This window comes from Streptomyces sp. NPDC005774 (assembly GCF_042871645.1).
Taxonomy (GTDB): domain Bacteria; phylum Actinomycetota; class Actinomycetes; order Streptomycetales; family Streptomycetaceae; genus Streptomyces; species Streptomyces pratens.
Window position 1 is genome coordinate 1 of record NZ_JBIAIV010000027.1, and the last position, 21,552, is coordinate 21,552.

General features: G+C 69.0%; 23 protein-coding genes and 1 rRNA gene. 9 read left to right on the top strand and 15 right to left on the bottom strand.

Going from position 1 to position 21,552, the window contains the following annotated elements; all coding sequences use genetic code 11:
• Nucleotides 1–33: 33 nt before the first annotated feature.
• Nucleotides 34–150, top strand: a 5S ribosomal RNA gene (rrf, locus tag ACFYQA_RS23250).
• A gap of 62 nt (nucleotides 151–212) precedes the next feature.
• Here rrf and ACFYQA_RS23255 read toward each other — a convergent pair.
• Together ACFYQA_RS23255 and ACFYQA_RS23260 are read right to left on the bottom strand one after the other, a co-directional pair.
• Nucleotides 213–896, bottom strand: coding sequence for a response regulator (locus ACFYQA_RS23255; protein WP_388920968.1), 684 nt, complete (start codon nucleotides 894–896; stop codon nucleotides 213–215).
• Nucleotides 893–2,233: a sensor histidine kinase gene (locus ACFYQA_RS23260; RefSeq protein ID WP_388920970.1), complete on the bottom strand. Its 1,341-nt coding sequence runs from the start codon at nucleotides 2,231–2,233 to the stop codon at nucleotides 893–895. The genes ACFYQA_RS23255 and ACFYQA_RS23260 overlap by 4 nt, the downstream gene beginning before the upstream one ends.
• A 128-nt stretch (nucleotides 2,234–2,361) precedes the next feature.
• Here ACFYQA_RS23260 and ACFYQA_RS23265 point away from each other — a divergent pair, with 128 nt between their 5' ends.
• A complete protein-coding gene (locus ACFYQA_RS23265; protein WP_388920972.1) occupies nucleotides 2,362–2,952 on the top strand; it encodes a GNAT family N-acetyltransferase in 591 nt (196 codons plus the stop codon).
• Between the two features lie 10 nt (nucleotides 2,953–2,962).
• Here the strand turns inward: ACFYQA_RS23265 and ACFYQA_RS23270 are convergent, their stop codons facing one another.
• From ACFYQA_RS23270 to ACFYQA_RS23305, 8 genes are all read right to left on the bottom strand, one after another.
• Nucleotides 2,963–4,609: a type VI secretion protein gene (locus tag ACFYQA_RS23270; RefSeq protein WP_388920975.1), complete on the bottom strand. Its 1,647-nt coding sequence runs from the start codon at nucleotides 4,607–4,609 to the stop codon at nucleotides 2,963–2,965.
• Between the two features lie 16 nt (nucleotides 4,610–4,625).
• Nucleotides 4,626–6,041, bottom strand: a complete 1,416-nt coding sequence (locus ACFYQA_RS23275; RefSeq protein ID WP_388920978.1) for an ATP-binding protein — start codon at nucleotides 6,039–6,041, stop codon at nucleotides 4,626–4,628.
• Between the two features lie 13 nt (nucleotides 6,042–6,054).
• The gene (locus tag ACFYQA_RS23280; RefSeq protein WP_388921210.1) at nucleotides 6,055–7,596 is read right to left on the bottom strand and encodes an SCO6880 family protein; all 1,542 of its coding nucleotides are present in this window, start codon (nucleotides 7,594–7,596) and stop codon (nucleotides 6,055–6,057) included.
• A 14-nt stretch (nucleotides 7,597–7,610) separates the two neighbouring features.
• Nucleotides 7,611–8,927: a hypothetical protein gene (locus tag ACFYQA_RS23285; RefSeq protein WP_388920981.1), complete on the bottom strand. Its 1,317-nt coding sequence runs from the start codon at nucleotides 8,925–8,927 to the stop codon at nucleotides 7,611–7,613.
• Nucleotides 8,917–9,750 carry a hypothetical protein gene (locus tag ACFYQA_RS23290; protein WP_388920984.1) on the bottom strand — a complete coding sequence of 278 codons (834 nt, stop codon included), beginning with the start codon at nucleotides 9,748–9,750 and terminating at the stop codon, nucleotides 8,917–8,919. The genes ACFYQA_RS23285 and ACFYQA_RS23290 overlap by 11 nt, the downstream gene beginning before the upstream one ends.
• Nucleotides 9,751–9,950: 200 nt before the next feature.
• The gene (locus tag ACFYQA_RS23295) at nucleotides 9,951–10,259 is read right to left on the bottom strand and encodes a hypothetical protein (protein WP_332429070.1); all 309 of its coding nucleotides are present in this window, start codon (nucleotides 10,257–10,259) and stop codon (nucleotides 9,951–9,953) included.
• Nucleotides 10,260–10,466: 207 nt separating this feature from the next.
• Nucleotides 10,467–10,898 (bottom strand): DUF397 domain-containing protein, encoded by a 432-nt coding sequence (locus tag ACFYQA_RS23300; protein ID WP_388920987.1) that lies wholly within the window; start codon nucleotides 10,896–10,898, stop codon nucleotides 10,467–10,469.
• Nucleotides 10,899–10,908: 10 nt separating this feature from the next.
• Nucleotides 10,909–11,754: a helix-turn-helix domain-containing protein gene (locus ACFYQA_RS23305; protein WP_388920989.1), complete on the bottom strand. Its 846-nt coding sequence runs from the start codon at nucleotides 11,752–11,754 to the stop codon at nucleotides 10,909–10,911.
• A gap of 206 nt (nucleotides 11,755–11,960) precedes the next feature.
• On the opposite strand from ACFYQA_RS23305, the gene ACFYQA_RS23310 reads away from it, so the two are divergent.
• The 3 genes from ACFYQA_RS23310 to ACFYQA_RS23320 all read left to right on the top strand — a co-directional run bounded on the left by ACFYQA_RS23310 (nucleotide 11,961) and on the right by ACFYQA_RS23320 (nucleotide 14,421).
• The gene (locus ACFYQA_RS23310; protein ID WP_388920992.1) at nucleotides 11,961–12,371 is read left to right on the top strand and encodes an ATP-binding protein; all 411 of its coding nucleotides are present in this window, start codon (nucleotides 11,961–11,963) and stop codon (nucleotides 12,369–12,371) included.
• A gap of 134 nt (nucleotides 12,372–12,505) precedes the next feature.
• Nucleotides 12,506–13,516 (top strand): NlpC/P60 family protein, encoded by a 1,011-nt coding sequence (locus ACFYQA_RS23315; RefSeq protein ID WP_388921213.1) that lies wholly within the window; start codon nucleotides 12,506–12,508, stop codon nucleotides 13,514–13,516.
• Nucleotides 13,517–13,728: 212 nt separating this feature from the next.
• Nucleotides 13,729–14,421, top strand: coding sequence for a phosphatase PAP2 family protein (locus tag ACFYQA_RS23320; protein WP_388920995.1), 693 nt, complete (start codon nucleotides 13,729–13,731; stop codon nucleotides 14,419–14,421).
• A 93-nt stretch (nucleotides 14,422–14,514) separates the two neighbouring features.
• Here the strand turns inward: ACFYQA_RS23320 and ACFYQA_RS23325 are convergent, their stop codons facing one another.
• A complete protein-coding gene (locus ACFYQA_RS23325; protein ID WP_388920998.1) occupies nucleotides 14,515–14,676 on the bottom strand; it encodes a hypothetical protein in 162 nt (53 codons plus the stop codon).
• 154 nt (nucleotides 14,677–14,830) lie between these two features.
• Here ACFYQA_RS23325 and ACFYQA_RS23330 point away from each other — a divergent pair, with 154 nt between their 5' ends.
• Together ACFYQA_RS23330 and ACFYQA_RS23335 are read left to right on the top strand one after the other, a co-directional pair.
• Complete coding sequence (locus ACFYQA_RS23330) at nucleotides 14,831–15,736, top strand: hypothetical protein (RefSeq protein WP_388921001.1); 906 nt, start codon at nucleotides 14,831–14,833, stop codon at nucleotides 15,734–15,736.
• 90 nt (nucleotides 15,737–15,826) lie between these two features.
• A complete protein-coding gene (locus tag ACFYQA_RS23335; RefSeq protein ID WP_388921216.1) occupies nucleotides 15,827–16,039 on the top strand; it encodes a hypothetical protein in 213 nt (70 codons plus the stop codon).
• A gap of 68 nt (nucleotides 16,040–16,107) precedes the next feature.
• Here ACFYQA_RS23335 and ACFYQA_RS23340 read toward each other — a convergent pair whose 3' ends face one another.
• The gene (locus ACFYQA_RS23340) at nucleotides 16,108–16,608 is read right to left on the bottom strand and encodes a metal-sensitive transcriptional regulator (protein WP_388921004.1); all 501 of its coding nucleotides are present in this window, start codon (nucleotides 16,606–16,608) and stop codon (nucleotides 16,108–16,110) included.
• A gap of 236 nt (nucleotides 16,609–16,844) precedes the next feature.
• Here ACFYQA_RS23340 and ACFYQA_RS23345 point away from each other — a divergent pair, with 236 nt between their 5' ends.
• Both ACFYQA_RS23345 and ACFYQA_RS23350 read left to right on the top strand, forming a co-directional pair.
• A complete protein-coding gene (locus ACFYQA_RS23345) occupies nucleotides 16,845–17,465 on the top strand; it encodes a DUF47 domain-containing protein (protein ID WP_386397593.1) in 621 nt (206 codons plus the stop codon).
• Nucleotides 17,466–17,473: 8 nt separating this feature from the next.
• Nucleotides 17,474–18,472 (top strand): anion permease, encoded by a 999-nt coding sequence (locus ACFYQA_RS23350; protein ID WP_388921007.1) that lies wholly within the window; start codon nucleotides 17,474–17,476, stop codon nucleotides 18,470–18,472.
• A gap of 188 nt (nucleotides 18,473–18,660) precedes the next feature.
• Here the strand turns inward: ACFYQA_RS23350 and pstB are convergent, their stop codons facing one another.
• Genes pstB through pstC form a run of 3 tightly spaced genes read right to left on the bottom strand, consistent with a single transcriptional unit; the run spans nucleotide 18,661 to nucleotide 21,547 of the window.
• On the bottom strand, nucleotides 18,661–19,437 hold the full coding sequence (gene pstB, locus ACFYQA_RS23355; RefSeq protein WP_388921010.1) for a phosphate ABC transporter ATP-binding protein PstB: 777 nt from the start codon (nucleotides 19,435–19,437) through the stop codon (nucleotides 18,661–18,663).
• 50 nt (nucleotides 19,438–19,487) lie between these two features.
• Entirely contained in the window at nucleotides 19,488–20,546 is a 1,059-nt protein-coding gene (pstA, locus tag ACFYQA_RS23360; RefSeq protein ID WP_388921013.1) for a phosphate ABC transporter permease PstA, read from the bottom strand.
• Nucleotides 20,543–21,547 carry a phosphate ABC transporter permease subunit PstC gene (pstC, locus tag ACFYQA_RS23365; protein WP_388921016.1) on the bottom strand — a complete coding sequence of 335 codons (1,005 nt, stop codon included), beginning with the start codon at nucleotides 21,545–21,547 and terminating at the stop codon, nucleotides 20,543–20,545. Before pstC ends, pstA begins: the two co-directional genes overlap by 4 nt.
• Nucleotides 21,548–21,552 lie beyond the last annotated feature (5 nt).

Consider the following 21,552-nt stretch of genomic DNA (forward strand, 5'->3'; position numbering starts at 1 on the left):
GGCGTGGTGCGGTTGTTGTCTGTTTCATAGTGTTTCGGTGGTCATAGCGTAGGGGAAACGCCCGGTTACATTCCGAACCCGGAAGCTAAGCCTTATTGCGCCGATGGTACTGCAGGGGGGACCCTGTGGGAGAGTAGGACGCCGCCGAACAATTCTTGAATGGGAAAGCCCCGTGCCGATGGCACGGGGCTTTCCTGCGTTTGGAGCCTTGTTTATGACGGCTTCACCAGCTTGGTGTCGTAGGCCAGGATCACCGCCTGGATGCGGTCCCTCGAGCCCGTCTTCGCGAGGACGCGGCTGACGTGGGTCTTCACCGTTGATTCGGCGAGGTGGAGGCGGGTGGCGATTTCCGTGTTGGTCCAGCCCTGGCCGATGACGGTGAGGATCTCGCGTTCGCGCTCGGTGAGGGTGTTCAGCCGGGGGTCGGTGTACGGGCTCGTGGGCGTGGTGTGGTCCTGGTGGGTGGACGTCGGCAAGTGGTGGGCGTAGGCGTCCAGGAGACGGCGGGTCAGGCTGGGGGCGACGACCGCGTCGCCGGTGGCCACGGAGCGGATGCCGGAAAGGAGTTCCTCCGGCTGGGCGTCCTTGACGAGGAAGCCGGAAGCGCCGGCGCGGAGGCCTGCGTAGGCGTACTCGTCGAGGTCGAACGTCGTGAGGATGAGGACGCGGGTGCGGTCGCCGGCGGCGACGATGCGGCGGGTGGCTTCGATCCCGTCCATGCCGGGCATGCGGATGTCCATCAGGACGACGTCGGGGTGCAGTTCGGCTGTCATACGGATCGCTTCGCTGCCGCCGGACGCCTCGCCGAGGACCGTCATGTCGTCCTGGCTCTCCAGCAGCATGCGGAAGCCGAAGCGCTGGAGGGGCTGGTCGTCGGCTATGAGGACGGTGGTCACTGCGGGGTTTCCTCCGGGAGGTGCAGGTGGACGCGCCAGCCCTGTTCGGGGTGGGGGCGTGGGCCGGCCTCAAGTGTGCCGCCGTACAGGGCGGTTCGTTCACGCATTCCCGGGAGGCCTCGGCCGTCGGCGGGAGTGAACTTGCCTGCGGTGCCGGTGCCGGTGCCGGTGCCGGTGCCGGTGCCGGTGTCGGTGATCGTGGCCGTGACGGCACTCTGGTCGCCGTAGGCGAGGGTGATCTCGGCGGTGGTGTTCGGGCCGGCGTGCTTGAGGGTGTTGGTGAGGGCTTCCTGGATGACGCGGTAGACGGTGAGCTGGCGGCCGGCGGGGAGGTCGGCCCGGCCTTCGGCCGTGGTGTGGACGGGGAGGCCCGCGGCGCGGACGCCGTTGATGAGCTGTTCGAGGTCGGTGAGGGTGGGCTGGGGCGTCAGTTCGGCGGGGTGATGGCCGTCCTCGTCGTCCCGCAGGACGTCCAGGAGGCGGCGGAGTTCACTCATGGCCTGGCGGCTGGTGGTGCCGATGGCGTCGAGTGCCTGGGCGGCGCGTTCCGGTGACTTGGTGGCCGCGTACTTGCCGCCGTCGGCCAGGCCCGTGATGACGGAGAGGTTGTGGCCGATGATGTCGTGCATCTCGCGGGCGATACGGGCGCGTTCCGCGGCGGTGGCGAGCTGGGCCTGTTGGTCGCGTTCGATCTCGAGGCGGCGGGCGCGGTCCTCCAGGGCCTCCGTGTGGTTCTGCCGGGTGCGGACGGTGATGCCGATGAGGGCCACCACGACGACGGACGTCAGCTGCGAGCCGATCTGCTGGCTCCAGGCGCCCTCCTCCCCGTGGCGGGCCGCGGAGACCGCGACGGGAGTGAGGACGAGGGCGGTCGTCCACCACAGGTTGCGCAGGGGGAGGCGCAGGGCGACGTGGTAGACGGCGACGAGTTGCAGCAGGGCCGCTTGGAGGGCGGTGCCGGTCCAGGCGTTGACCAGAGCGAACGGGGCCATGGCGAGCAGGACCGCGGCGGGGTGCGTGCGGCGCCGCAGGAGGGGGACGGAGAGGCCGAGGCTGAGCGTCAGAAGGAGCCGGTCCGGCGTGCCGGGGTTGTGGGTGGTGGTGAGCCAGCCGCCGCCGAGGACGTCGATGAGGGCGACGGTCACCCAGAACCCGGTGACGTGCAGGTCCCACGGCAGCGGGTGGCGCCGGTCGAAGGCGCGGACCCGCCGGGTGACGCGCTGGACGAACCGGGTGAGGGGTTCCGCGACGCGTTGTTCACCGGTGGGTCTGTCCTCCGTCGCCTTCTTCGTCCTCGGTGCTGTCGTTCTCGTCGCTTCCGTCGCCACGCGGTCCATGGTGGTCGGTCCGTCCGTCGTGGAAAACCCCAGGGCTTCGATGCTCGTCCGTGCGGGAGTCGAGGGCGTCGGACCATGGGCAGTAATCCTGGTGAGGGGGGTAGTACCCGGGGACTACGGTGGCCGGTATGAGTACTGGTGCTACGCCTGCCGGGGAAGCCCTCGGCACCGTCTTCGGGGAGTACGTGGTCCGGTCCGTGCGGGCCGGGGAGTGGGCGGCGGTGAAGGCGTTGCGGCTGGCCGCGTTGCGGGATCCGGTCGCGGACATCGCGTTCCTGGACACCTACGAGGCGGCGGCGGTGCGTCCTGACGAATACTGGCGGGAGCGGACCGCGAACGCCACCGAAGGGGCCGGCGGGGTGCGGCAGTTCGTCGCGCAGACGATGGACGGTGCGCTGGTGGGCACGGTGGCCGTGGTGGTCGAGGAGGCGGGTACGACGGACTGGGCCGGGGTGCCCGTCAAACGTCGGCAGGGGCATCTCGTCGGGGTGTATGTGGCGTCCGAGCACCGGGGGAGCGGGGTGACCAAAGCTCTGTTCGAGGCCGCGCTGGAGTGGGCGTGGGGGCAGGGCGTGGAACGGGCGCGGCTCATCGTGCACCCCGGGAACGGGCGCGCTCTCGGCTTCTACCGTAAGGCGGGATTCACCGAGAGCGGGGTGACCGTGCTGCTGGAGGGGAAGCCGGACGAGCACGAGCTGGAGATGGTCGTCGAGCGCTGACCTGCGGTGCCTACACCGGTAGTTCGTCGTGGGGCCAGCGCGTCCGGGCCTGTTCTCGGGAGCGGAGGAGGGCCAGGGTGGGCATGCCCCGGGCCGGGCCGGTGGTGAGGAGGTCCGGGAGCTGGGGGAGGGGGGCCACGGCCGCCACGTCGTCCAGGATCAGGGTGAATGGTGGGTCGAGCCGACCGAAGGATGACCGTTCGGCCATGCGTCGGCCGTGCTCGACCACGCTCGCGGTGAGGGCCGTCAGTAACGGCATCGCACCCGGATGGGTGCGCGGATCCTCGATGGATTCACCCACCACATAAAGCGTGCCCCCTTCGTGGACAAAGGAATCCAAAGAGAGCGCATCAGTTCGGTTGGGTGTGCAGGCTTCACGGACGTTGACCGTGGACAGGGCCGACAGCGCACGCGTCGTCAGCTGCTGGGCGATGTCCCGGCGTTCGGGGTACGCGGTGAGGGTCGCCTCGAGTTCGCCCGCGGCGCCAGGGGCGGCCTTCGGGTGGGTACGCAGGACGCGTACGGCGTCCTGGACCTGGGTGCCCTGCGCCCAGCGGTGGAGGTGGCGGACGGTACGGCCGTCGATGGCGGCGGCGTGCAGATAGCTCCGCAGGAGGAGCTGGGCGGTGTCGCTGACGGCCTGGTCGAGCCGGGAGGCGGGACGGACCGGGGCCAGCAGGGCGACGGCGCGCGCGACGGCCGTGTCCTTGTCCTCGCAGCCGCTGATGGGCGACCAGTGGAGACGGGCCGGGGTGTCGCAGCGGTGGGTCGGGTCGTAGAGGTGGGTCGGGCCGAGCTTGGCCCGGCCGTCCTTCGTCTCCTCCCAGAGGGCGGGGTTCGAGGTGAGGACGAGGACGGGGCCCTCCGCGTCCCGTACGGCCACGGCGGCGGTGCCGCAGCGGGTGTCCGGGAGGCCGTAGAACACCGGGCGGGACACCTCCGGCACGCCCGGCACCTCCGGCGCCTTCGACAGGGCCGGTGCCTTCGACAGGTCCGTCGAGGGAGGGAGGGTCTCGGTGGGGGCGGCTTGCCGCGGCGGCGCCGTGGCAGGTGCCGTGACGGGCAGCGGCGCCGTCTCCTGGTCTCGTCCCCGTTCACGTACGGGCTCGGGGGCCGTTCTCGGGGTCGGTACCTCGTGCTGGATCGGCCCCGGCCCCGGCTCCGGCTCCGGCGCCGGTGCCGGAGCCGGTGCCGGTGCCGTTGTCGCAGCTGTTGCCGCGGTCGCGGCTGCCGCGCATTCTGCCGCTCGCTCCGCCTTCTGCCGGGCCCGTACGGCCCGCCAGCGGGCCAGCGTGCCCAGGACGAAGACGGTGAGGACGACGAGCAGCATCAGCTGACCGATGAACAGACCCCAGAACAGCCCGTACCCCGAGAGGGCGGATGCCGGGGTGCCCGGCCAGGCGCCCGGGATGTCGCGGGGGTCGGCGATGAGGTGGCTTATGGCGACCGGGGTGTCGGTGAAGGTGACGCCGGACGGCCAGGAGCCGTGGGCGAAGAGGGCCGCGAGGCCCGTGGCCGTCCACACCAGCAGGGCGATGCCGAGCAGGAACGCGAGCAGCCCGACCAGCAGCCCGTCCGGGATGCCGCCCTGGCCACCCCGTCCCTGTCCGCCGCCCTGCACGCTGCCCTGTCCGCCGCTGTGCCCGTCCGGTCTCACGTGGGATTCCTTCCCCCTACGCCACCGTCGATTCGGAGTCGCCGATGTGCTGTTCGACGAAGGCCGCCGCCCGCTGCTCCGCCTCCAGTTCGGCGGCGCGCAGGGCGTCGCCGGCGGCGGCGAACTCCACGGAGGACTCGGTCATCGCGCGGTCGGTGAAGACCAGGGGGCGTTCGGTGTCGGTGATGAGGTGTTTGACGACCTGTACGTTGCCGTTGACGTCCCAGACGGCGATGCCCGGGGTGAGCGAGGGGATGATCTCGACCGCCCATCGGGGCAGGCCCAGCACTCTGCCCGTCGCCCGTGCCTCGTCGGCCTTCTGGGCGTAGATGGTCCGGGTGGACGCCATCTTGAGGATGGCCGCCGCCTCCTTCGCCGCCGCCCCGTCCACGACGTCGGACAGGTGGTGGACGACCGCGACGAACGACAGGCCCAGCCGGCGGCCGAACTTGAGCAGCCGCTGGAACAGCTGTGCCACGAACGGGCTGTTGATGATATGCCAGGCTTCCTCGACCAGGAAGATGCGCTTTTTCCGGTCGGGACGGATCCAGGTGTGCTCCAGCCACACGCCGACGATCGCCATCAGGATCGGCATCGCGATGGAGTTGCGGTCGATGTGGGACAGGTCGAAGACGATCAGCGGCGCGTCCAGGTCGATGCCGACCGTGGTCGGGCCGTCGAACATGCCGCGCAGGTCACCGTCGACGAGCCGGTCCAGTACCAGGGCGACGTCCAGGCCCCAGGCCCGAACGTCGTCTATGGCGACGTTCATCGCCTCCGCCGACTCCGCCTCGGGGTGGCGCAGCCGCTCGACGATGTCGGTGAGGACCGGCTGGCGTTCGACGATCGTCTCGGTGACGAAGGCGTGCGCGACCTTCAGCGCGAAGCCGGCGCGCTCGTCCAGGCCGTGTCCCATCGCGACCTCGATGATGGTGCGCAGCAGGGCGAGCTGGCCGGTCGTGGTGATCGACGGGTCGAGCGGGTTGAGCCGGATGCCGTGGTCCAGGGCGGCCGTCGGGTCCAGCCGGATGGGGGTGATGCCGAGTTCCTGCGCGATGAGGTTCCACTCGCCGGCACCGTCCTCGCCCTGGGCGTCCAGGACGACGACCTGGCGGTCGCGGAAGCGCAGCTGGCGCATGACGTACGTCTTCTCAAGCGCCGACTTGCCGTTGCCGGACTCCCCGAGGACCAGCCAGTGCGGTGCGGGCAGCTGCTGGCCGTAGAGCTGGAACGGGTCGTAGATGTAGCCCTTGCCGGAGTACACCTCGCGGCCGATGATCACGCCTGAGTCGCCGAGGCCGGGGGCGGCGGTCGGGAGGTAGACGGCCTGCGCCTGGCCCGTGGAAGTGCGCACCGGCAGCCGTGTCGTCTCGACCTTCCCGAACAGGAACGACGTGAAGGCGTCGGTGACGACGGACAGCGGATCCCGCATCAGAACTCAGCCCCTACCTTCGAATGCCGGTGGCGAACGGGAGTGTGTTCACGAAGGCGCGGTGGTGCTCGCGGTCGCACCACTCCAGCTTCAGGTACGACTTTCCGGCCGAGGCCCTGATGGTCCGCTTGTCGCGGGCCAGGGCCTCGGGGTTGCGGGAGGAGACGGTGATGTAGCCGACGAGGTTGACGCCGGCCGCGCCGCTGGCGAGGTCCTCGCCGCGCTGGTCGAGCCGGCCGTGGGCGGCGATGTCGCGCGGGTCGACCGTGCGGTTCATCTTCGCGGCGCGCGACGCCTCGGCATCGTCGTTGGTCTTCTCCGTCAGCATGCGCTCGATGGCGACCTCGGTGGGTTCCAGGTCCATCGTCACGGCGACCGTGCGGATCACGTCCGGGGTGTGGACGAGGAGCGGCGCCAGGAAGTTGACGCCCACCGGGGTCATCGGCCACTCCTTCACCCAGGCCGTGGCGTGGCACCAGGGGGCACGGGTGGAGGACTCGCGGGTCTTGGCCTGGAGGTAGGTGGGCTCCATGGCGTCGAGCTCGGCCGGCCAGGCGTTGCGCTTGGTCATCGCCTGGATGTGGTCGATCGGGTGGTCCGGGTCGTACATGGAGTGGATCAGCGAGGACAGGCGGCTCTGGCCGAGCGGCTGCCGTACGCGGATGTCGGCCTCCTGGAGCCGGGAGCAGATGTCGGTCAGCTCACGGGCCATGACGACGGCCAGTCCGGCGTCCCGGTCCACCTTGCGGCGCCCCTGGGTGCGGATCGCGCGCGCCATCGCGTTGGCCTCGGAGGCCAGCTCGCGGTTGAAGTGCATACAGGCGACGAGGTACGCGCGGTGCTGCTCGCTGCTGGTCGACACCATGGACTGCAGCTGGTCGTAAGACTGCTGGAGCCAGTACGGCGCCTTCTCGTCCCCGCGCTGCGAGACGTCCTTGGCGTGCGCGTCGGGGTCGGCGGGCAGTGTGCGGGCGAGCATCTGGATGCGGGTGACGAAGCCGTCGCCGTTGGCCACGTGCTTGAGCAGCGTGCCGAACCGGTCGACGAGCGCCTCCTGGTCCTCCGAGTCGCGCAGGCCGACGCCGGGGCCCTCGATCTCGATGGCGGCGGTCACCGTCTTGCGGTCCGCGTGCAACTGGACGGCGATCTCGTCGGGCCCGAAGGGGGCGGCGAGCCAGGTGATCCGGCCGATCCCCGGCGGCGGGCCGACCTCGACCTCCCGGCCGTCGAGCCGGATGCCGGCCTCGACGACGCCCGAGCGGTACGTCGTGCCCTGGCGCAGGGACCGCTTGTAGCTGCGGTTGATTTCGAACCACTTGTAGAAGGTGCGGCCCTTGTACGGGACGTACACGGCGGCCAGCGCGATCATCGGGAGGCCCGCGAGCAGCACGATCCGCAGGGACAGGACGGGGACGAGGAGACCGGCCATCATGCCGAAGAACGCGCCCACGATGATCAGCGCGATCTCACCGGTCTCGCGATTGCGGCCGACGATCGCGTTCGGCCGGGCCCGGCCGATCAGATACGTACGGCGGGGCGTGACCGGATGGGACATGTGTGCTTCGGTCGTCAACGCCCTTCACCTCCTGTGCTGCTGCTGTTGCGGTTCCCGTGGGGCGTGCTCACCGGACTGCCCTGACGGGGGGCGGGTGCGGAGGCTCCGCCACCGCTGTCCGAGGGACGTGCGCTGTGCGCGGCGACTCCGCCGGAGACGGGGTTGGACGGACGGGCGCCGCCGCCGGAGGACTGGCCCCCGCCGTTGCTGTCGGCGCGCGTGCTGTGGGTCTTGATGCCCTGCGCGACCATGGTCGCCGGGGAGCTCATCACGGCGGCGGCCTTGCTCTCGGCGCCCTGCATGATGCGGTTGTTGCGGGAGTTCGCGATGTCGTCGCCGAAGCCGGGGACGAAACGGTAGATCATCGCCGACGCGAAGATGGCGAGCAGGATGATTGCCAGACCCGACACCACGGCGGAGAACGCGTTCGGTCCGTCGTCGGCGGACAGTGCGCCCGCCAGGCCCAGCACTATGACGATGACCGGCTTCACCAGGATCACCGCGATCATGATGCCCGCCCAGCGCCGGACGTGCCCCCACAGGTTCTTGTCGACCAGCCCCGCGTACACGACCGTGCCCAGCAGCGCGCCCACGTAGAGCAGCGCGGCCCGGATGACCAACTCCAGCCACAGGACACCGGCCGCGAGAATCGACACCAGCGAGACGATGATCAGCATGATCGGACCGCCGCCGATGTCCTCGCCCTTCTCCAGGGCCCCGGCGAAGGTACCGAAGAACGTGTTCGTCTGGTCGCCGGTCGCGTTCGCCAGCACCTCGGTGATGCCGTCCGTGGCCCGCACGATCGTGTAGAGGATCAGCGGGGTGAACGCCGAGGCCAGCACCGTGAGCCACAGGAAGCCGATCGCCTCGGACAGGGCCGTCGTGAGGGGGACACCCCGCACGGCCCGTTTGGCGACCGCCATCAGCCACAGCACCAGCGTCAGGATCGCCGACGCGGCGAAGACGACGGCGTACTGCTGACGGAACATCGGGTTCGTGAAGTCCACGGCCGCCGTCTCGTCGACGGCGGCACTGAGTTTCTTGATCGTCCAACTCGCGGCATCGGCACAGCCCTGGGCGAGGGAGCCGAGGGGGTCGAGGACGGAGGTGGGGTCATTGAGGGTCCCGGATCCGCCGGAGGAGCCACCGCCGTCGCCTCGGTCGCAGTAGTCCTTGGCAGGGCCGCGAATCAGGTCGCAGGGGTCGTTGCTGCCCTCGGGGGCCGGCGTAGGCGTGGGCGCAGCGACGGCACGGGTGGCGAGCAGCACCGCAGCGGCTTGTACGACGGCGATAGCGGCTGTGAGTTTGAGGAAGTGGTGGTTAGCGCGCATACGTGAACCCTCCGAATTCCTCGACAGCCTTCGTCATGTCGTCGGCGGTGGAGGCTTGCTGGTCGCGCCCGACTGGGACGGGACCGTCCTTCTGCTGGAAGTCCGTGATCTTCCAGTCGTCCTCGACCCATGACAGCTGATACGTGGTGGTGTACCAGCTCTCCGTCACAGGGTTGGTCGAGCCTTCGCCAGAGAGACCGAACAGAGAGGTGTACCAGACCTCGACAGTGGCATTGTTCTCGGTCGATTTCGTGACCTTGGTTCCCACTGGGATCACACGGGAGACGAAGGTCTGTCCGGCGGGAGCCTTGCCGGCCTTGTCGAGGCCGATGTTCGTCAGAAACTCCTCGTTGGAGTAGGCCCGGTCAAGGTCCGCCTGTCGAGCGGCGGCGACATCGGGGGCATAGACGGCCGTGACGATGTCGCGCCGACGGCCGGCGTCGAACAACTCTGCCGAGCCCAACGCGACGGAGTAGTTCGCCGCCGCGCTCTCCGCTCCCTGGCGGTCGTGGGCGAAGCCGGAGGGGATGCCGGCGTTCGCCGATTGGACCGGCTCCTCCCCGGAGGGGGCCGTCGCCGCCGCCTTGGGGGAGTCGTCGTCGCCCTCGCCTGCTGAGGAATCGTCTCCTCCACGGTTCGCGAAGGCGATCGCGGCGATCAGGAGCACCACCACACCGACTACCGTGACCAGGCTGCGGGACGACGTGCGGCCGCCTCTGCGCCCGCCGCCGTGCGGACCGCCGCCGCTGTCCGGCATGCGGGTGCGGGTCTGGCCCGTGCCGCCGTACCCACCGGTGTTCTCGTACTCGTCTCCGAGACTCATACCGCGTGCGCCCCCTCAGCGTCGTGCGGAAACACCTCGTACTCCGCGTACTCCTGGTACGACGGTAGCCGTGCTGGTCCCCGCGCGGGCGCGGTGTTATGAGTCGACATCAGGGAAACGCAACCTCAGGCGGTGGGCGCGACGGGCGGGTGGGGTGGAGGGGAGGCCGGGCGTGCCCGGTCAGGGGCATGGGCGGCGCCCTACACGGCCATTCCGTACACGATGGTGAACACCGTGCCCAGCGAACCGATGATGAAGACGCCGGTGAGGCCGGCGACGATCAACCCCTTGCCCTGCTCCGCGCTGAACGTGTCCCGCAGCGCCGTCGCACCGATGCGCTGCTTCGCCGCGCCCCAGATGGCGATGCCGAGGCAGATCAGGATGGCGAGCGCCATGATCACTTCGATCATGACCTTGGCCTCGTTGCCCAGGCTGCCGAAGGGACCCCAGTCGGGAGCGATCCCACCGATGATGGTGTTGATGTCTCCCTCGTCGGCCGCGAAGAACATGTAAGTCACCGCCCCTGTCGGGTCGTTCCGTGCCTCTGCGGGCATGCAGAGGTCAGCGCCCATTGTCGCCGACGATGACGCCGTCGCATGCCGACTCGGCGTCATTAGTTGGCGGGTTTCGTATGGGCAACGGCTGTCACCGGCGCGCGCTGGTCCCCGAAGGGGGCGCGGGTCGGTGGGTGATGAATCGTATCGTCACTCTGTGTATCACGACCAGGCCACGAAATGGTCGAACTCACCCGCGCGCACGCCCAGGACAAAGGCGTCCCATCTGCGCCGGTCGGTGGTGACGGTGGTGCCGGGGGCAGCGGTGGCACGGATACGGACCGTGTCGTCGCCGGCGTCGATCAGTACCTCGATGCCAGGGCGCCGGCTACCCGTCAGCTCCTCTCCCACCTTGATGGCCTGAATGAGAGTCAGGAAGCGGTCCGGGTTGGTGGTGAGTATCGCTCCGCTGGGGTCGGCGGACTCGGTTATGTGGATGGACCGGGCGGTGGTGGCTACGTGGACGCAGGAGTTGCCTTCGGGGCAGTAGGACGACTTCTGCCAGTTGATGAGGGACGGGGCGGTGGTGGCTACGTGGACGCAGGAGTCGCCTTCGCCGCAGTACGACGATTTCTGCCAGATGAACGCGGGCATGAGGGCTCCTTCAGAGATCCTTGAGGATGCGGTGGATGAAGGGCTGCGACGCCTCGGGGGCGAGGGCCGCGGCTTCCAGGCGGTCGAGCAGTACGCGGTACTTGTGCAGCTGCGCCTCGGCGTCCAGGAACACCGGGCCGTGCGACTGGTCGAGGTTCACCGTGTCGAGCTGTGACACGGGACCTTCGGCGTAGTAGATCGACTGGCCGGAGCCGGCGAAGGTGCCTGCGTCGAACGGGATGACCTGTATGGCGATGTGGTCCCGCTCGCTCATCGTCAGGAGGTACTTGAGTTGTTCGCGTGTGACATCGGGCCCACCGAACTTCATGCGCAGTGCGGCCTCGTGAATGATCACCTGCTGCGGAGTCGGAGGGTTCCGGAAGAGCACCGCCTGCCGCTTGATCCGGAATGACACTCGGTGCTCCACGTCGGGCGGCGGAAGTTCCGGCACCGCCTGTCGGAAGATCTCGCGGGCGTACTCCGTGGTCTGGAACAGACCGGGGATGTGCACGGTGACGGCGGTACGCAAGTGTGTGGCGTGGTGCTCCAGCTCGGCCATGTCCAGCAGCGCGGCGGGCAGCAGTTGGCGGTACTCCTCCCACCAACCCCGTCTGCGGTCGGCGGTCATGTCGCTGAGCGCTTGGACGAGAGCCGGGTCGCCGCACTTGTAGTGGTGGGCCAGGGTGCGCACGCGTTCGGGGCTCACGCCGATGCGTCCGGCCTCGGTATTGCTGACCTGGTTTTGCTTCACGCCGAGAAGTTGACCGGCCTCCGTCGCGGTGAGCCCTGCACGCTCCCGGAGTTTCCGCAGCTCCACGCCCAATCGGAGCTGACGACCGGTCGGCCTGGTTCTCACGGTCCTGACGCCTCCCTGGCGCAACTGTCACCCACAAGGGTGGCAACTAATGCAGATTCGAGAATCTAGCTAATGCGTTAGCTGGAGCGTCGCTACTTTAGTTGTCGGCGCCCCGCTCCAGAAGCGCACCGATCGACGGATCGACATCGCCACTGGGCAACCACCGTACGCAATTCACCAACTGCCGTCAGTGATCGGAGACTTCCATGCCCACCGTAACCCCGCCCTGGTCCTACACCCTTCAGCTCCCGCACGACCCCCGCGCTCCGCGCATCGCCCGGGTCACCCTGCGGACGGTGCTGGGGGCGCACGGTCTCGGGGAGCTCGCGCCCACGGCCGAACTCGTGGCCGCCGAGCTGCTGGCCAACGCACATCTGCACACCACCGGTCCCTATGCCCTGCGGGTGCGGGCCGCCGAGGAGGGGCGGCTGCGGGTCGGGGTGTGGGACACGGACCCGTGGGTGCCGCCGGGTTTCACCGACGCGGTGGCGCTCGACGTGCCGCCGGACGACTCCGAGAACGGGCGGGGGCTGCCGCTGGTGCGGGCGTGTGCGTCCTCGTGGGGTGCGGGGGCTGTGGGGGGAGGGAAGTTGGTGTGGGCGGAGTGCGGTGGGTGACGCCGTATCTCGTCGTGTGTCCCGGCCCGCGCGGCGCGTCCGTTGCTCCCCTCACATGATCACCCCGGAGGGGGATGCCCGCCTCTACACTGACTCCGAACGTGGGCAGCGGACTCCTGGACGGCGAGGGGCGGTTGACGGTGCGTAAGGCCTGGATCGCGGTGGGGGTCGCCGGGAGCTCGGCGGTCGCCTTCGTCATGCTGCTCGCCGTCGGGGTTTTCGTCATCGCGGGGAACCTCGCGGGCGGGGTCGGCGGCGGGGCTGCCAAGACGCTGGCGAAGGGGGCCGTGCCGGCCGCGTACCAGCAGCTCGTGGCGACCTGGGGCAATCTCTGCCCGGCCATCAATCCGGCGCTGCTCGCCGCCCAGTTGTACCAGGAGAGCGGGTTCAACCCGAAGGCGCAGAGTCACGCGGCGGCGCAGGGAATCGCGCAGTTCATCCCCGGCACCTGGGCCACCCACGGGGTGGACGGGGACGGGGACGGTGACCGGGACGTATGGGACCCGAACGACGCGATTCCGTCGGCGGCGACGTACGACTGCGCCCTCGCGGGCTATGTGAAGGACGTCCCGGGGGATCCGACCGAAAACATGCTGGCCTCCTACAACGCGGGGGCGTACGCGGTCATCAAGTACAGCGGGGTGCCGCCGTACAAGGAGACGCAGAACTACGTCCAGCGCATCCGCTCGCTGGAGAAGAGCTTCGCCGCTCCGGTCGGCCGGGTCGACCCGTCCAAGCAGGCGGCCGGAGCCATCGCCTACGCCCAGAAGAAGCTCGGCACGCTCTACCTCTGGGGTGGTAACGGCACCGCCGGCCAGGGGGGACGCTTCGACTGCTCGGGGCTGACGAAGGCCGCGTACGAGAGTGTGGGCATCACGCTGCCGCGGGTGGCGAACGATCAGTACAACGCGGGACCGCATCCCGCGCGGGACGAACTGCTCCCCGGCGATCTGGTCTTCTTCTCGGACGACCTGACCAATTCGCGGGCGATCCGGCATGTGGGTATTTATGTCGGTGGCGGATACATGATCAATGCGCCCCGTCCGGGCGCGGTGATCCGATTCGACCCGATCGACACACCTGACTACTTTGGTGCCACCCGTGTCACCGAAGATGGCGCGAAAGCACTCCCCACGGCGGTCTGACCGGCTGTTGAGCCAGCCCCCTGAGCTGCGATGACGAATCTCTCTTCGGTAACGTCTGCGTGATCATTCAGTGGAGTTGGAACGTACACGCAGGAGTCGTGCGTTCCTGTTGTCGTAGCCCGAACAGTCAGCGGACCTACAACACCACGGGGGTGGCGGAATGGCGTATGGCACTGTGCGCCGAGAGAGATGACGAAGGGGCCTCAGCACCGATGGCTGGACTCGCCGATTCCGGGTCGAACCCCGACGTCGACCTGCTGTATGACATCAACGGCCTGGCAAAGGCCGCGCCTCCGTGGTTCGACCATGTCATGGAGTTCGTGGGCGAGTTCGGCCTGTTGTTCGCCCTGCTGGCGATGCTGGTGTGGTGCTGGTGGGGCGTCAGGAAGCGGGGCGGCGAGGACGCGGCCCCGACCGTGGCGGCCCTGGTGTGGGCCCCGCTCGCGGCGGGCGTCGCGGTCCTGATCAACGTGCCGATCCGCGAGTTCGTGCAGCGGCGCAGACCCTTCCTCGACCATGAAGGGCTCGAGGTCCTGGTCGACGGCAAGACCGACTACTCGTTCGTCAGCGATCACGCGACGCTCTGTATGGCGCTGGCGGTGGGGCTGTTCCTGGCCAACCGGCGGCTCGGGATGATCGGCCTGTTCTTCGGAGTGCTGGGCGGGTTCATCCGGGTCTACATGGGCGTGCACTACCCGACGGACGTCGTGGGCGGGCTCGCCCTCGGCACGTCGGTCGCCCTGCTCCTGTCGCCGCCGGCCATGGCGCTGCTGACCCCGCTGATGCGGTCGATCGAGCAGTCGCGGCGGGGGGCCTGGCTGATCAAAGGGGGGCGGGCCGACGGACGGGTGACGCCCGGAGAGGCGCGGTCGTCGGAGACGGGGAGGCGGGACCTGGCGGCGTAGGCCGCGCGGCACGCTTCCCCTCCTCCTGTACGGAGCGCGGAGCGCAGGACGTAGACCGATCGGTGGGGTGACCACCGGGTGCATACCCGGTGGTCACCCCACCGCGTGTTTCCGGCCCTCGGTGCGGGCGAGACTCCTGGCTCTTCGCGCGGGGCCGCGCCAGCCGCAACTGCAGCGGGCGAAGCAGAAAGGTCCCAGTTCGGCGGTGGTGATCCGGTGCTCCGGGGAGTGCGCCTTGGTGTCCTGCTGTTCCACCTCACCACGGTACCGCCCGGACGGGGCCGCGTGACACAGGCCGTGGTGATGCTCGCAACAAGGTCCGCGACGAGGTCCGTGACGGGGTTCCCTACCGGTCGTTAACCCTGAAAAAGGGATGGCCCGTGTCGGACGTAGCGGGGGTGGACGGACCATGGCTGGACGGCAACCGCGACGTACGCGGATCGGTGACGCGGTCGTTGTGCTCGGGGTGGCCGGCGGGCTGGCCCTCGTGGGCGTCTCGGGGTGCGGCCGCAGCGGCGCCGCGACCGGCGGCGGGAGCGGCGGCGGCGGAGGCACGGCCGCCGGCGAGGTGGCGGTGGCCGTGCGGGAGGCCGCGGACGCGCTGGTGGACGCGGGCAGCTCCAAGGCGCGTACGTCCATGGAGATGGCCACCGGCGGCACCCGCGTGACCATCCGCGGGGAGGGCGTCTACGACTACCGGAAACGGATCGGCCGGCTGAAGGTGCTGCTGCCGCAGGACCCGTCCGGTGCGCCGGTGCGCCGGCCCGTCACCGAACTGCTCGCGCCGGGCGCGCTGTTCATGAAGAACCGGGGCGCCGGAGTACCCGCCGACAAGTGGGTGCGGGTGGACACCGGGACCCTGGCCGACGGGAACCTCGTCACCGGAGGCGTCACCGACCCGTTCACCGCCGCCGAGCTGCTGCGCGGGGCGCGGACGGCGACGTACGTGGGGAGGACGGAACTCGCGGGCGCCGCGGTGCGCCACTACCGGGGCACCGCGGACCTGCACGAGGCCGCGGACGCCGCCTCGGAGGCGAACAAGAAGCCGCTCGGCGCGGCGGCGACCGGGTTCGCCACCCCCGAGGTCCCCTTCGACGTCTACCTCGACGACCAGGGGCGCATCCGCAAGGTCCGGCACCGCTTCAGCTTCGTGAACGAGGAGCACTCCGACCCGGTCGCGGTCGCCTCCACCACCCTGCTCTACGACTTCGGCGCGCCCGTCGACGTACGCCTCCCGGAGGCCGACGACATCTACGCGGGCCGGATCTCGGAGGAGAGGATCGGAGGAGTGGGCCGGAGCGCGAGCCGAGAATGACCGGCGTGAACTAGCCCTTACGTGCCATGCGCGGGGAGCGTGGGGCTGCCTACGCTAGGGAGTCTCTGGCCGTATGACCGTATGGATGAGGTGACGGGCGTGGCTCCGCTCGGCGGTGGGTTGGTTCAGGACCATGTGGCCCTCGCCGAGATCGAGTTGTGCGGGGAGCTGATCATCGCCGCTTCCGCCGCCCAGGGGCCGCTCAGCCTGGAGAGCATCGACGAGGTGTTGCGGGTGGCCGAGGTGCGTACGGAGCCGGTGGCCGGGGTGCGTGTGCGTCGTCCGTATCGGTCGGGCTCGTAGCGGCCCGGTTCGTAGCGGTCGGGGCCGGGGCAGGTGCTCCCTGTGTCGGCGGTTCCGGGGTCGGCGGGTCAGGTGCGGAGCATGCGGGCGATGGCCTGGGTGGCTTCCTTCACCTTGGCGTCGATCTCGTCGCCGCCCTTGAGGGCCGCGTCCGCCACGCAGTGGCGCAGGTGTTCCTCCAGCAGTTGCAGCGCGAAGGACTGCAGGGCCTTGGTGGAGGCGGACACCTGCGTGAGTATGTCGATGCAGTAGACGTCCTCGTCGACCATCCGCTGGAGGCCCCGGATCTGGCCCTCGATGCGGCGCAGGCGCTTGAGGTGTTCCTGCTTCTCGTGGTGGTAGCCGTGGATGCCGCGGTCGTGATCGGTCACGATGCCGGATGCGGAGCCGGGTACGGGATCGGGTACGGAGTCGACCGACGCACCGGGGGACTTGCCGGTCGAATCGGTCACATTCGGGGTATCGGTGACGCTTTTCGTTCCGGTTGTGGCCGTTACCTGCGTTGCGCCCGTCCCGTCCGTGGTGTCCGGAAAGGGGGGCACGTCCGCGTCGGTCTCGGTGGTCGTCATCGCGTCCTCCTGGTGCAATGGCGGGCGACATATACCCCTGGTGGGTATATGGTACCGAACTTTGCTGGGTATAGGGACTGTGGCCGGTACCGTCGGCACCGGTCGTGGCACAGCCTGGACCGCCCCCGTGTATGTCGTGCTGCCCGATGGGTGACACTGGTGGGCGGCCCGTAGCCGTGGCTGGATGGTGCGCCCAGCATCAGCCACACCGAACCGATGCACCCCGAGGACCCCACGTGCGCTTTCGTCTGACCCCCAGGGAGACGAGCTTTTACGACATGTTCGCCGCATCCGCGGACAACATCGTCACAGGCTCGAAACTCCTGATGGAACTGCTCGGGGCGGACACCCCTGCCCGGGGCGAGATCGCCGAGCGTATGCGGGCTGCGGAACACGCAGGTGACGACGCCACCCATGCGATCTTCCACCAGCTGAACTCCTCGTTCATCACGCCCTTCGACCGCGAGGACATCTACAACCTCGCGTCGTCCCTCGACGACATCATGGACTTCATGGAGGAGGCCGTCGACCTGGTCGTCCTCTACAAGGTCGAGGAACTGCCCAAGGGCGTCGACCAGCAGATCGAGGTCCTGGCGCGAGCCGCCGAGCTCACCGCCGAAGCCATGCCGAACCTGCGCACCATGGACAGCCTCACCGAGTACTGGATCGAGATCAACCGCCTGGAGAACCAGGCCGACCAGATCCACCGCAAGCTCCTGGCCCATCTGTTCAGCGGCAAGTACGACGCCATCGAGGTGCTCAAGCTGAAGCAGATCGTGGATGTACTCGAAGAGGCGGCCGACGCCTTCGAGCATGTGGCGAACACGGTGGAGACCATCGCCGTCAAGGAGTCCTGAGCCCCTTCATGGAGACCTTCGCTCTGGTCGTGACCATCGGGGTCGCGCTCTTCTTCACGTACACGAACGGCTTCCACGACTCGGCGAACGCCATCGCCACCTCGGTGTCGACCCGTGCGCTCACCCCGCGCGCGGCGCTCGCGATGGCCGCCGTCATGAACCTGGTCGGCGCGTTCCTCGGGTCCGGGGTCGCCAAGACCGTCAGCGAGGGGCTGATCCAGACCCCCGAGGGCTCGACGGGCATGGGAATCCTGTTCGCCGCGCTGGTCGGCGCGATCACCTGGAACCTCATCACCTGGTATTACGGCCTCCCGTCCTCCTCCTCGCACGCGCTGTTCGGCGGCATGGTCGGAGCGGCACTGGCCGGCGGGACGACGGTGTACTGGGACGGGGTGCTCGAGAAGGTCGTCATCCCGATGTTCGTGTCGCCGGTGGTGGGCCTCCTCGCGGGCTACCTGGTCATGACCGCGATCATGTGGATCTTCCGGAACTCCAACCCGCACAAGGCCAAGCGGGGCTTCCGCATCGCGCAGACCGTGTCGGCGGCCGGCATGGCGCTCGGCCACGGTCTCCAGGACGCGCAGAAGACGATGGGCATCGTGGTGATGGCCCTCGTCATCGCCGACGTCGAGGAGTACAGCGACCCGATCCCGGTGTGGGTGAAGCTCGCCTGCGCCCTGATGCTGTCGGCGGGTACCTACGCCGGCGGCTGGCGCATCATGCGGACGCTCGGACGGAAGATCATCGAGCTGGACCCGCCGCAGGGCTTCGCGGCGGAGGCCACCGGCGCGACGATCATGTTCGGGTCGGCGTACCTGTTCCACGCCCCGATCTCGACGACGCACGTGATCACCTCGGCGATCATGGGTGTCGGCGCGACGAAGCGGGTGAACGCGGTGCGCTGGGGCGTCGCCAAGAACATCGTCCTGGGCTGGTTCATCACCATGCCCGCGGCGGCCCTGGTGGCGGCGGCCTCGTACGGGCTCGTATACCTGGCGTTCCTGTAGCCGGTCCGACACCCGATACCCGATACCCGATACCCGATACCCGATACCCGATACCTGGCAGCCGATACCCGGCACCTGGCGTGTCCGGCGCCGGGCGGACGAACGAATGGGCCCGCCCCCGGTAGTGGGGGCGGGCCCATCTGTGTCCTCGCGGTGGCACCGCCATGCAGCACCGCGAGGGGTTCGGATCAGCCGAAGCGGCCGGAGATGTAGTCCTCGGTGGCCTGGACCGACGGGTTGGAGAAGATGCGCTCCGTGTCGTCGATCTCGATCAGCCTGCCCGGCTGGCCGACGGCCGCCAGGTTGAAGAACGCCGTGCGGTCCGAGACGCGCGCGGCCTGCTGCATGTTGTGCGTCACGATGACGATCGTGAACTGCTCCTTGAGATCACCGATCAGGTCCTCGATGGCGAGGGTGGAGATCGGGTCCAGGGCGGAGCAGGGCTCGTCCATCAGGAGCACCTTCGGCTCGACCGCGATCGCGCGGGCGATGCACAGACGCTGCTGCTGACCACCGGAGAGGCCCGAGCCGGGCTTGTTCAGACGGTCCTTGACCTCGTTCCAGAGGTTGGCGCCCCTGAGGGACTTCTCGACGACGTCGTCCAGATCGGACTTCTTGTGCTTGCCCGCCAGGCGCAGACCGGCCGCCACGTTGTCGTAGATCGACATGGTGGGGAACGGGTTGGGGCGCTGGAAGACCATGCCGACCTCGCGCCGCACGGCGACCGGGTCGATGCCGGCGCCGTAGAGGTTCTCGTCGTCGAGCATGACCTTGCCCTCGACGCGGCCGCCGGGCGTGACCTCGTGCATGCGGTTGAGCGTGCGCAGGAAGGTCGACTTGCCGCAGCCGGACGGGCCGATGAAGGCGGTCACGGAGCGGGGCTCGACGGTCATCGAGATGTCCTCGATGGCGAGGAAGGAGCTGTAGTAGGCGTTGAGGCCGCTGATGTCGATGCGCTTGGCCATGTGGATCACTGCTTCTTTCGGGGTCGCTGACTGTTCGTCCTTAGGTCGCGTCAGCGACCTGTCTTCGGGGCCTTCCAGCGGGCGATACCGCGAGCCGCGAGGTTGAGGATCATGATGAACGCGATGAGCGTCAGGGCCGCCGCCCAGGCACGGTCGTAGGCCGCCTCGGAGCCGTTGTTGTACTGCAGATAGATGTACATCGGCAGTGACGCCTGAGGGCCGTCGAAGGGGTTGGCGTTGATGGTGGCCGTACCCCAGACCAGCAGCAGCACGGGAGCGGTCTCACCGGTGATGCGGGCGATGGCCAGCATGACGCCGTTGACGATGCCGCCGATGGACGTCGGCAGGACGACCTTCAGGATGGTGCGCCACTTGGGGATGCCGAGCGCGAGGGAGGCCTCGCGCAGCTCGTTCGGGACGAGCTTGAGCATCTCCTCCGTGGAGCGGACGATGATCGGGATCATCAGGATGCACAGGGCGAGCGAGCCGGCGAAGCCGGAGTAGCCCATGTCCAGCATGATGATCCACAGGCTGAGGATGAACAGACCCGCGACGATCGACGGGATACCCGTCATGACGTCGACGAAGAAGGTGACGGCCTGGGCGAGCCTGCCACGCCCGTACTCGACCAGGTAGATCGCGGTCAGAATACCGAGCGGGACCGAGATCAGGGCGGCGATGCCGACCTGCTCCAGGGTGCCGAGCAGAGCGTGGTAGATACCGCCACCCGGCTCCTGGTCGGCGACGACACCCATGGAGTGGGTGAGGAAGAAGCCGTCGAGGACCTTCACACCCTGCTTGGCCGTCTCCCAGATGAGGGAGGCCAGCGGGATGACGGCCATCAGGAAGGCGACCCAGACCAGGCTGGTCGCGGTGCGGTCCTTCGCCTGGCGCTTGCCCTCGACCGCCGAGGCGACGGCGTAGGAGCCGATGAGGAAGAGGAGGGAGGCGATCAGCGCCCACTGGATGCTGCTGTGCAGGCCGGCCAGGGTGCTGATGCCGAGGCCCAGGGCGACGGAGGCCGCCGCGGCGGCCCAGGGGAACCACTTGGGGAGCCGGGCGCCGTGCAGGGAGCTCGCGGACTTGGGGGTGACGGTTGCGTGGCTCATGCGTTGGCCCCCGAGTACTCCTTGCGACGGGCGATGATCAGGCGGGCGCCGCCGTTGACCAGCAGGGTGATCACGAAGAGCACCAGACCGGACGCGATCAGCGCGTCCCGGCCCAGCGGGTTGGCCTCGTTGAACTTGCTGGCGATGTTCTGAGCGAACGTGCCGCCGCCCGGGTCGAGCAGGCTGGCGTTGATGTCGAAGATCGGCGAGAGCACCATGGCCACGGCCATCGTCTCGCCGAGCGCGCGGCCGAGGCCCAGCATCGAGGCGGAGATCACGCCGGAGCGGCCGAAGGGGATCACCGCCATGCGGATGACCTCCCAGCGGGTGGCGCCCAGGGCGAGCGCGGCCTCCTGGTGCATCTGCGGCGCCTGCCGGAAGACCTCACGGCTGACGCTGGTGATGATCGGAAGGATCATCAGGGCGAGCAGGATGCCGACCGTGAACAGCGAGCGCGCGACGCCGCCCTCCCACGCGAAGACGCCGGTCCAGCCGAGGTAGTCGTTCAGCCAGCCGTAGAGGCCAGTCAGATGCGGCATCAGGACGAGGGCGCCCCACAGGCCGTAGACGATGGACGGCACGGCGGCGAGCAGGTCGATCACGTACCCGATGAGGCCGCTGAGCCTGCGCGGGGCGTAGTGCGTGATGAACAGCGCGATGCCCACCGAGACCGGGACCGCGATGACCATGGCGATGACCGACGACACGACGGTGCCGTAGACCAGCACCGCGATGCCGAACTCCGGCGGATTGCCGGTGGGGCTCCAGTCGAACGAGGTGAAGAAGTTGGCCTCGTTCTCGCTGAGCGCGATCACCGTGCGGTAGGTGAGGAAGGCCGCGATCGCGGCCATGAGCACCAACACGAAAATGCCGGACCCCCGGGAGAGCCCGAGGAAGATCCGGTCACCGGGCCGGGTGGCGCCGCGGGCGGCGCGCTTCTGCTCGGCCGATGGGAGTGGGGGGACGGGGGGCGGGGCGGTCTGCGTTGTGGATATGTCCATCAGGG